Origin of the sequence: Actinomadura sp. NPDC049753 (genome assembly GCF_040674655.1) — a bacterium.
Classification (GTDB): Bacteria; Actinomycetota; Actinomycetes; order Streptosporangiales; family Streptosporangiaceae; genus Spirillospora; species Spirillospora verrucosospora.
The window spans coordinates 1-8,593 of record NZ_JBFARL010000275.1; the positions used below are offsets into that span (position 1 = coordinate 1).

Consider the following 8,593-nt stretch of genomic DNA (forward strand, 5'->3'; position numbering starts at 1 on the left):
GACGTCCGGAGCCACTTCGGCGACGTCGTCCTCAACACGGTGATCCCCCGCAGCGTCCGGGTGTCCGAGGCGCCCAGTTACGGGCAGTCCGTCATCGGGCGCGCCCGCCTCGCCCTCGCCGCCGCCCTCGCCGACATCCCCGGCCGCTACACGTCTCGGGCGCCCGTGCCGGACACGGTCGCCGGCCAGGTGGAGCAGCAGGTCTACTACGCCGCCTACGACCGCGGGGCCTTCTGGGGCGCCAACCGCGCCGACATCGAGAAGCTCGCCGGCGGGAACCCGTCCTGGAACACCGGCGTGGACTACCGGACGCTCTTCGCCCGCTCCAGCCAGAAGGCCCTGGTGAAGCGCGCCTACCATGAGGCCGGTCTGAGCCTCCGCGACGACCTCGCGCGCCTGAACGCGGCGCCGCGCATCAAGGCGGACCCCGCCGCCGTCCGCTACCTCAACCGCTACGGCACCCCGTCCGGCCGCACGCCCCGGCCGGTCATCACCCTGCACTCGACGGGCGACGGCAACGTCCCGCCGGAGAACCAGCGCTGGTACGCCGCCCAGGTACGCGACCCGGCCAACCTCAGGCAGCTCTACGTCGACCGCGGCTACCACTGCTCCTTCACCGCGTCCGAGGAGATCGCGACCCTGCGAGCGCTCCTCACCCGGATCGACACCGCCCATTGGCCCGACACCCGGCCGGCGGCACTCAACCGCTTCGCCGCCACTCTCGGCCCTGACACCCAGACGGTCTTCGACACAGACCCCCAGCCCGGTCTGCAGCCCGCGTCCCCGTCCTTCATTCAGTACCACCCCGGCCACTACCTGCGTCCGTAACCGGCTCCACCCACAGAGGCCATGGTCCGCGGGGGCGAACCATGGCCTCTGTGCGATGAGTTCGGCGACCGGGCGGAGTCCACACGTCAAGACCCTGCGGACCCTGGAGGAGCCATGACCGCCAAGGCACTACCGCCCGTCGTGGACGCCGCGACCTGGCAACGCCACCTCGACGAGCTGCGCGCACGCGAGAAGGCCGCGACCCGCGAACTCGACGCGATCGCCGCCCAGCGCCGCCGCCTGCCGATGGTCGAGATGCCCGACTACACGCTGGAAGGCGAGGAGGGCCCGGTCAGCCTGGCCGAGATCTTCGACGGCCGGTCCCAGCTGATCGTCTACAACCACATGTGGTTCCCCGGCGAGGAGTGGCAGTGCCCGGGGTGCACGGGCTTCACGTCCCAGTTCACACGGCTGGAGTTCCTGGACGCCTACGACGCCCGGTTCGTCGTCGTCACCCAGGGCCCGATCAAGGAGGCCCTCGCCTACAGGCAACGCGTCGGCAACAAGATGACCTGGTACTCCACCGCGAACAGCCCGTTCGGCGCCGACGTGGGCGCGCCTCCCGGCGGCGGCTTCGCGGTCAACGTCTTCCTGCGCGACGGCGACACCGTCTACCGCACCTGGCACACCAACGGCCGGGGCACCGAACAACTGAGCCACGCCTTCCCCCTGATCGACCTGCTCCCCTACGGCCGCCAGGAAGAGTGGCAGGACGTCCCCGAAGGCTGGCCCCAGTCCCCCACCTACTCCCGCTGGCCCAGCTCCGAGGAGATAGCCGCCCACTACGGCCAGGACGCCTGACAGCGCCGCACGCCCGCCCCGGGAAGAGCCTTCGACGCGAAGCCCGGGGCGGGGCATGATCCCCACCGTGCATCAGAACGGCGCTCGTCCCGGGCGGTACACGCTGACCGACGAGGACGGCCACGTCTGGGGAACATGCCCCACGGTGGACGGACTCTTCAGGAACCCCCGGCGCGGCACGTACGAACTCTTCGGCTGGGCCCCAGAACGCGCCGAGCTTCCGGACTGGCTGGGCCGCCGAGATGGCTGGCGCCGACCGACGACTCTCTCGGCCCCTGGCTGCTGGAGGACGCGGAGAGCGCAGGGCGGTTCCCGGACAGCCTCGCGCTCACCGGCCTGGACGACTACGAAGGCCCACCCGAGGCCTACACGGGCCCACTCCGAGTGCACAACGGTCATCAGTGGTTGGGCTCCTGCCGTGAGCTCGTCCGCATCGTCCCGGCCGAGCAGGCGGCGCCCCTACCGCGACCGCCCGCCGGGTCACGCCTACGCAGTCGACGGCCGGCACATCACCGACGAACCGGGCCTCTACCTGGCACTCGGCGAGGCCGTGAACGGCCCGGGCGGCTACTTCGGCGGCTGCCTGGACGCCCTGGCCGACTGCCTTAGCGGCGACTTCGGCTACACGGCCCCGGCCACCCTGCTCTGGCACGACGCCTCGACCGCCCGCGAGCACCTGTCCCAGATCCTGACCCGGAGGGCCAGCCCTTCGACCTGCTCGCCGAGGCCCTCGACGTACTGGCCATGGGCGGAATGCGCGTCACCCTGGCATGATCCGGACCTACCGCCCGCCGTGTGAGACTGGAGGCCCATGGGTTACTGGATGTGGCTGACAAGGTACGACGGCGCCGAGGTCGCGGCCTTGCTCGATCATCCGCACGGCTTGCACGCGGGCCTCAGGCGGCTACGGACCGTCTGGGACGACCTGCCCCTCGAACTCGGCTACGACCCGTCCGGCTCCCTGGGAAAGCTAGAGGAGATAGACACCCACCGAGCCTGGGACGCCCTGCACGTCCTGCTGACCGGCCAACCGAACGAGGACTACGAGCGCGCCTCCGGAGACCCGCCCGCCCGCGACGCGGTAATGGGCGGCCTCGTCATGAACGAAACCGGCGAAGGCTCCCTCCTGCACATTCCCCGCCTCCTGCGCCCCGACCAGGTGCGCGCGGTGGACGTTTTCCTGCGCGGCCTGGACCGCGACGCGCTGATCCGCGACCGGCACGCATTCCTCAAGGAGACCCAGCCCTACTCGTTCGAGGGCTGGGGACGCCTCCAGAGCGGCGAATCCTGGGACATGGTGGAACACGGCGTCCTGGCGAACACCTTCGACACCGTCCGAGACTTCTACTCCCGCGCCGCCACCGCCGGCAACGCCGTCATCAAGGAAATCGTCTGACCGCGACTGTCCTGGTCCCGTGGCCTTGGCCACGGGACCAGGCAATGCAGGGACCGGCCGGGTAAGCCGGCCCCGGTTGGATACCCGCATGGACCTCGCAGCCCCCGCAGGCGATCTAGTGACGCTTCAGACGGACGACGCCGTGGACGATTCCGCGAACGAGGACGCCACCGGCGCCCCCGCCGACGAAGCCACCGGCGACGCCGCCGCCGACTCCTCCGAGGAAGCCGCCGAAGCCGCCCAAGGCACCCGTCAGGACGCCGCCGACCACGACGGCTATGGTGCCGCCGATGCCCCAGGCGACGGTGCAGGCGATGCCCCTGGCGACGCCGCTGATGGCGTTCCACGACTCGTCGCCGGCGGTCGAGTCAGCGAAGAGGACGCCGATCACGACGGCGACGATGCCGGCGGCGACACCGGCCGAACCGCCCCCGAGGACGCCACCGACGACGCCGCTGAGGGCGATGCCGCCGAGGACGCCGAGGACGATGGCGGTAACGGAAAAGCGAGGGTTCATGACATCGGTCTCCTTTGCGCGAACACCCGTGGCGATCACGAGCGTCCCGGAGTACCGTCCCTCGGCCGACTCGCCGGACAACCCCGGGGAGGCGTTCCCCGGAGTTTTCGCGGACCAGACTGACCGCAGACCAGCGCGGCTCACCAGGGCCGAAGACGAACAGGCCGATGGTGGCGGCCATGGCGACGACCTTGAACCACACGCCGCCGGCGCCGGAGGTCGTAGCGGTCCGGTCCGCGGCCCCGAAAGACTTCTTCCTAGGCGTTTATTGGCCATCTCTGGTTCCATACGAATCTGACGCTCAGGCGAGGGCACCGGCGATACACCGACGGAACGGACGAATAATTCTGCGAAACAGTCTGGGGTCCCCACGCCACCAGGGCCCTAGGGCCCCAAAAGTTCTCCAGCACTTTGAGGCCCTTCAGCCCTCCACACAAATAATCCCCCCGAGTAATTTCTCCACAAGTTACCGAAGGGGAGATGAAAAATGCCGATCACCATCCCGGGCAAGGCCGCCTTCGCCGCCGCCGGCCTCGTCATGACGACCGGCCTGGCGCTGGTGGCGTGCGACGCGATGCCCGCTCAGGAGACCAAGCTGAGCGCCGGGGGCACAAAGACCGCCCAGGCGGCCCAAAGCCTCACCGCCGCGCAGATCGCAGCCGGCGCCACCCGCGTCGGCGGAGACTCGGCGAACACGCCCGTCTATCTCATCAAGGGATACCGGCAGAAGGTCACCGACACCGGATGCGCCGACAAGTGGAGCAGCGCGGTGAAAGCGATGCGCGGCTGGGGCTGGACGGGCAAATTCCATCGGGTCGGCTACTACTCGACCGACGACCCGAAGAACTGCGTGCGGATCGCCAAGGGATCGACTGACACGTCCATCAAGGATCTCGGCAGGAAACTCGCCCAGAACATCTACAAGAACTACTCGTCCAAGGGCCAGACCGTCGACATCGTCGCGCACTCCATGGGCGGCCTGGTCGCCCGCGCCGCGATCGCCGGCTACGCGCGCCACGAGCCGGGCTGGCCGCCCAAGCTGCTGATCCAAGACGTGGTCACGCTCGGCACTCCGCACCAAGGCGCCATCGTGTCGGCGTTCTGTTCGTCCGACAAGCAGTGCCGGGAGATGAGCGGGACGAACTCGTTCATGAACTGGATCGGCACGCAACTCCCCCAGGCCGACGGCGGCACCGACTGGACGCTGGTCGCCACCGACCGGGACCAGGCCGTCAATTCCTCCAGCGCCGCGCCCGCGTCCATCGGAGCCCAGCACCGAGTGCGCTATGCCCCGATCGCCGGTCTCCGGCACAGCGACCTGCGCGACAGGGTCTCGGGCCACTACCGGCTGAACTACAGCCTCAACGACGCCGGTTGGAAGCACATCCGGAACGGCGCACCGCCCATCCGCGTGGCCATGGACGCCATCTACTGGTCCAACAAGTGGTGACCCAGGGCTCCCTTGCCGTGAGTGCGGTCAGTCAGACGGCTGGGCAGGACCGACGTCCCAGGTGAGTACACCGTCTTCCACAACCTGGGGCAGGTGACTGCGATGCTGATACAGGCTCTGCCCGGACTCCAAGCTGGTGGCGATGGCGGCCATCATCTCCGAAAGTGAGGAGAAGCCCACGGACGACTCCACACGATCGCACTCACGGATCGCCCCTGGTCGCCCTCCAGCACGTTGGTCGACGGCCCAGTGAACACCTGAGTCTGCGCTGGAGGCGAAGCACACCCACGATGGATGCCACCACGGATCCAGACCGTCTTCATCCTCGTCTTCCGCAGGGTCTCCAAGGACCCGCATGTGACCGTCGTAGTCGTCTTCGATCTCTTCCAGAGACAGCAGTCTGGTCCACATGGGCAGGAAGTGGGCGATACCTTTCCGGTTCGCCTGGCCGATCTCCGGGTCGGTCGTCCCGTTATGGCGCAGCAACAGAGTCGCCAGGTCAACCGGTACGGGCACGCCCATCCGTGTGAAGGCGTCGCCGATTTGCTCGGAGGTGGCCGGAGGGTTGAGCGTCTGATAACTGGCAGGAGCGTGCTCGGCAAGCCACACATCGATCCGGTGCAACGATTCCACAAGAGCCGGGGTCCTGATCACGCCGCGAATACTGCCAACCGCCGCCGACAACCGAGCCGCCGACGCCCCCGTTACCGTTCTCACGTCCCCACCCCGGCGGGAAGCCAGGTCTGCCCCACCTCGCCGACCTACCACCCCTCCGCACACCGGCGCCCGAGCAGCATGGCGAACTCCCTGGCAGCATCACCACCGTGAACAAGCTCGACCTGGACGCCTTCTCGGCCGCCGTCCAAGAACGCGGCCCCATCTGGGAGTCAGAGAACGTTCAATGGCGCCTGACCATCGGCCCGGCCCGCGACAAGTCCGCAGCATGGGTCACCTGCGAGAACACCCAACGCGCGGTCCAGCTCACCGTCTGGACCAGCGGCGAGGCCGAACTCGATGTCGGCGACTTCCTCACCGGCGCCACCAATAGCACCCACTACGACCTCAATACCCGGCAGGACCTCGACGACTGCCTTGACGACCTCACCCGACGACTGAACGCTCCGCACAACCGTTGACGAACTCCATAGCCCGACCGCCGTGGGGCAGGCCGCAGGACGGCGCGACGCTGCGCGACCCGACATGCACGTCAGCGTGGGTGTCTACCCCGACCGTGACCATCACGCCTATCCCGTCCCGCTGAGCAACCGCCGCCACGACGCCTCCTTGCCCCCAAACTAGGGGAGAACATGCCGCCGGTCACGGCCACGCGGGCAACACCGCGACCGGAGATCGATCAAGCCCCTATCGAGCCACATCCTCCTCACAGTGCGGCCTCTGCGGGCCGACCCTGGACCCGTTGACGTCCACCAGGAGCAGGTTGCCGAAAGACTCTCCGACGGAGGCAGCGGCGGGAAGGGCGAGCCTCTGAAGGCTTCCCTGGCCGGGGGATTCCGGGCCAGGGGCGTCATCGGCGCTACCTGCGGAGACGGGTGAGGCGCTGCCCCGGTTGCAGTGTCCTACGCGCTGACGTGCGACCTGGAGCCCGGCTCGGTGAAGACGATGGCTGTTCAGGCCGTCATGGCGCGCAGTCCTCCTCTCCCTCTGGCGTTCCCGGCGATTTCGCTGACAGTTAAGTACGCGGCTCAAAGCGGGTCGATCTATGCAAACGAGAGGAAAGGACATGTCACGATCACCATGTACCAGGGCGAACGAAGCGCTTCGGGTGTTGATAGCGACGAATGAGCCCTGGGCCACCTACCACGTGCAACCATTGCTCGCCGAGGCCGAACGGCGCGGCTGGCAGCTGACTCAGGTGGTGCCCGACAAGTCGCGGATCAAGCCCGGGGATCCGGTGCCGACCGCGACACCACAAACGGCTCCGGCGGCTGACCTGCTCGTGGTCGCCGGGGCCGATGACTGGCCGGTGGAGGTCGCCGGTCGGTTTCCGAGGCTGCCCCTGGCCGCCAGCGAGCTCGCCTATCTGGGGCCGCGGCAAGTCGTTGGCGCCCGGAAGTTGCGCCCGCGGCTGCGAACGATCACCGCCGCGTCGCGAGCGGCGGCCGATGCGTTCGCCGACTATCTCGGCACGGGGCGGGGGACGGTAACCGTCGTTGGTTCCCCGCAGACCGATGATTTGCCGGAGCGGGTGCCCGAGCCGGGGCTGGTACTGGTCCTGACGAGCGTCACCCGCCCCGACCCGACCGGGGAAGCGGCACCCGGCACCGCTCTCCTGCTGGCGGCCGCAGAGAGACTGCGGACGGACGGAAAGCGGATCATGGTCGGTCTACACCCGAGGGAGAACCCGGCGCTGTGGGCCCGATACGAGATCAGCCAGGTTCCGTCGCTGAACGCCTCGGCACGGGCTGAGGCGACGATCGGGATTCCGGGAACGGCGTTCCCCCTGATCGCCGCCGTGGGCACACCTCTCGTGGGGTGCACAGATCCCGCGCTGAAGGTTCCCGACTATCTGCTCACGGTCTGTTCGTCCACCATCGATGATGCTGCGCTCGCGGTATCCGCGGTGGACGATGCTCGGCTTCCGGCGTCTGAGACGCTGCGGGACAGCATCGGGCCGGTCGGCGGGTCGGCGGGTCGCCTGTTCGACGCCTGGTCGAGGGCGGCATGTGGTGATGTCGCCTGACATCGCACCATTTACCCGACTAGAGGCGGGAGGGGCTTCCCCTCCCGCCTTACCCTTTCCGACCGCCCTTCCCCCGAACGCGTCCCCAGACCCAACCGGCTGCAGATCCGGCCGGTGATGGAACAGGGCGCTACCGCGATGGAGGGATCAGGAGCCGTAGTCACCCAGTTGGTCACTCACAAGCTTAAAGGCCATGATCCGCGAGAGCGGATCATGGCCTTGACGTGGGTGGGCGCGGCAGGTTTCGAACCTGCGGCCACTCGCTTGCAAGGAGCCGTGATCATTTGCCCAGCCGCCCTGACCTGGGCCTCGGCAACACGTCCGGGACGGCGCACGCTCTCCGTCCACAGACCTAATGGCGCGCTAATGGCACGGACACGCGACAAGATCACACAGCCTGATCAAGGTCCTGAGCTGCTACGCCCCACAGCTCCCGCGCTCTCGTCTGGCACGCAAGTGGCACGGGGCCGCCCTCCCGCGTGGCACGCACACCGCCGCCCCCGCGGCGACCGTCACAGGCGCGCCCCGGGCTTCTCAGAGCCGGAGTGCCCCCGCCGGAGGCAATCCTGTGCCAAGTCTTCTATGTAGGCCCGCGGCATGCCGAGATCACCAGAGCCAATTGATCCCGAACATGAGGCGAACCAGGGTCGCGTGGCCGTGTGGTTGAGTCCGGAGGATCTGGAGTGGCTGGCCTCTCGCTGCATGTGCTCTGATGCCACTCCCGATGAGGAGCGGCGTCGGTGCGCTCGCGTTCGGTTTCGTGCCCATGCCGCACTTCATAAGGCGGGTGTGAAGCGCGACAGTTCCCCGATCAATGATGGATGATGCGGCCGCGCGGCCCGGCGCGGCCGTCCGGTGACCGGCGCCCACGCCGCACGCTCCGGACGGCCTGGCGCGGGG

9 protein-coding genes and 1 pseudogene are annotated in these 8,593 nt (G+C 68.5%); 8 read left to right on the forward strand and 2 right to left on the reverse strand.

Going from position 1 to position 8,593, the window contains the following annotated elements; genetic code table 11:
* From AB0K37_RS38060 to AB0K37_RS38075, 4 genes and pseudogenes are all read left to right on the forward strand, one after another.
* Positions 1-96, forward strand: a pseudogene (locus AB0K37_RS38060) (ParA family protein); the annotation flags it as partial.
* An 846-nt stretch (positions 97-942) separates the two neighbouring features.
* Positions 943-1,629: a DUF899 family protein gene (locus AB0K37_RS38065; RefSeq protein WP_363989932.1), complete on the forward strand. Its 687-nt coding sequence runs from the start codon at positions 943-945 to the stop codon at positions 1,627-1,629.
* A gap of 418 nt (positions 1,630-2,047) precedes the next feature.
* A complete protein-coding gene (locus tag AB0K37_RS38070) occupies positions 2,048-2,428 on the forward strand; it encodes a barstar family protein (protein ID WP_363989933.1) in 381 nt (126 codons plus the stop codon).
* A 12-nt stretch (positions 2,429-2,440) separates the two neighbouring features.
* The gene (locus AB0K37_RS38075) at positions 2,441-3,025 is read left to right on the forward strand and encodes a DUF1877 family protein (RefSeq protein WP_363989936.1); all 585 of its coding nucleotides are present in this window, start codon (positions 2,441-2,443) and stop codon (positions 3,023-3,025) included.
* 115 nt (positions 3,026-3,140) lie between these two features.
* Here the strand turns inward: AB0K37_RS38075 and AB0K37_RS38080 are convergent, their stop codons facing one another.
* Positions 3,141-3,542: a hypothetical protein gene (locus tag AB0K37_RS38080; RefSeq protein ID WP_363989938.1), complete on the reverse strand. Its 402-nt coding sequence runs from the start codon at positions 3,540-3,542 to the stop codon at positions 3,141-3,143.
* A gap of 487 nt (positions 3,543-4,029) precedes the next feature.
* Here AB0K37_RS38080 and AB0K37_RS38085 point away from each other — a divergent pair, with 487 nt between their 5' ends.
* On the forward strand, positions 4,030-4,992 hold the full coding sequence (locus AB0K37_RS38085; RefSeq protein ID WP_363989940.1) for a hypothetical protein: 963 nt from the start codon (positions 4,030-4,032) through the stop codon (positions 4,990-4,992).
* Between the two features lie 27 nt (positions 4,993-5,019).
* Here AB0K37_RS38085 and AB0K37_RS38090 read toward each other — a convergent pair whose 3' ends face one another.
* Entirely contained in the window at positions 5,020-5,646 is a 627-nt protein-coding gene (locus AB0K37_RS38090; protein ID WP_363989942.1) for an SMI1/KNR4 family protein, read from the reverse strand.
* A 170-nt stretch (positions 5,647-5,816) separates the two neighbouring features.
* Between AB0K37_RS38090 and AB0K37_RS38095 the strand changes: the two genes are divergently transcribed.
* From AB0K37_RS38095 to AB0K37_RS38105, 3 genes are all read left to right on the forward strand, one after another.
* A complete protein-coding gene (locus tag AB0K37_RS38095) occupies positions 5,817-6,128 on the forward strand; it encodes a hypothetical protein (protein WP_363989945.1) in 312 nt (103 codons plus the stop codon).
* A 436-nt stretch (positions 6,129-6,564) separates the two neighbouring features.
* The gene (locus tag AB0K37_RS38100) at positions 6,565-6,795 is read left to right on the forward strand and encodes a hypothetical protein (protein ID WP_363989946.1); all 231 of its coding nucleotides are present in this window, start codon (positions 6,565-6,567) and stop codon (positions 6,793-6,795) included.
* A gap of 28 nt (positions 6,796-6,823) precedes the next feature.
* Positions 6,824-7,693, forward strand: a complete 870-nt coding sequence (locus tag AB0K37_RS38105; RefSeq protein WP_363989949.1) for a hypothetical protein — start codon at positions 6,824-6,826, stop codon at positions 7,691-7,693.
* Positions 7,694-8,593 lie beyond the last annotated feature (900 nt).

What these genes read in the sequence shown, in the direction of transcription:
- AB0K37_RS38065 (WP_363989932.1), top strand. Translation starts at nt 943, where the DNA reads ATGACCGCCAAGGCACTACCGCCCGTCGTGGACGCCGCGACCTGGCAA.
- AB0K37_RS38075 (WP_363989936.1), top strand. Translation starts at nt 2,441, where the DNA reads ATGGGTTACTGGATGTGGCTGACAAGGTACGACGGCGCCGAGGTCGCG.
- AB0K37_RS38080 (WP_363989938.1), bottom strand. Translation starts at nt 3,542, where the DNA reads ATGAACCCTCGCTTTTCCGTTACCGCCATCGTCCTCGGCGTCCTCGGC.
- AB0K37_RS38085 (WP_363989940.1), top strand. Translation starts at nt 4,030, where the DNA reads ATGCCGATCACCATCCCGGGCAAGGCCGCCTTCGCCGCCGCCGGCCTC.